Source organism: Janthinobacterium violaceinigrum, from assembly GCF_009208555.1.
GTDB lineage: Bacteria > Pseudomonadota > Gammaproteobacteria > Burkholderiales > Burkholderiaceae_D > Janthinobacterium > Janthinobacterium violaceinigrum.
In genome coordinates, this window is record NZ_WFLI01000122.1 from 1 (window position 1) to 346 (window position 346).

The following is a 346-nucleotide window of genomic DNA, read 5'->3' on the forward strand; positions in this document are numbered from 1 at the left end:
CGTTGATGGCCAGCACGCCCGCGCCTGCATGCTCCAGCTTGCCATTGATGTTCGTCAGCACCGTCGCATTCAAGGCCAGGTTCGCGCTGTTGGCCGCGACGCGGCCCGCCGTGTTGTCCAACTTGCCTGTCGTGATGACGGTGTCGCCCGTGCCCGTCTGCACGATCTCGCCGCTGGCGTTGTTCAGGTTGGCCACGTTCATCTGCAGCTGGCCGGCCACCAGCTGGCCCTGGTTATTTACCAGTGACTGGGCGTTATTTGCGTTGGCGGTGATGGCCAGCAGATTGCTGGCGGAAATCACCGCCTTGTTAGTCTGTACATCACCAGTAGTTGCCGTGATGGCGAT

Annotated in this window: 1 protein-coding gene; it reads right to left on the reverse strand. The window is 61.3% G+C overall.

The features are described from left to right. Positions 1 to 301: hypothetical protein (locus GCN75_RS28905; RefSeq protein ID WP_193317711.1), on the reverse strand; the 301-nt coding region annotated here is incomplete at its 3' end. Positions 302 to 346 lie beyond the last annotated feature (45 nt).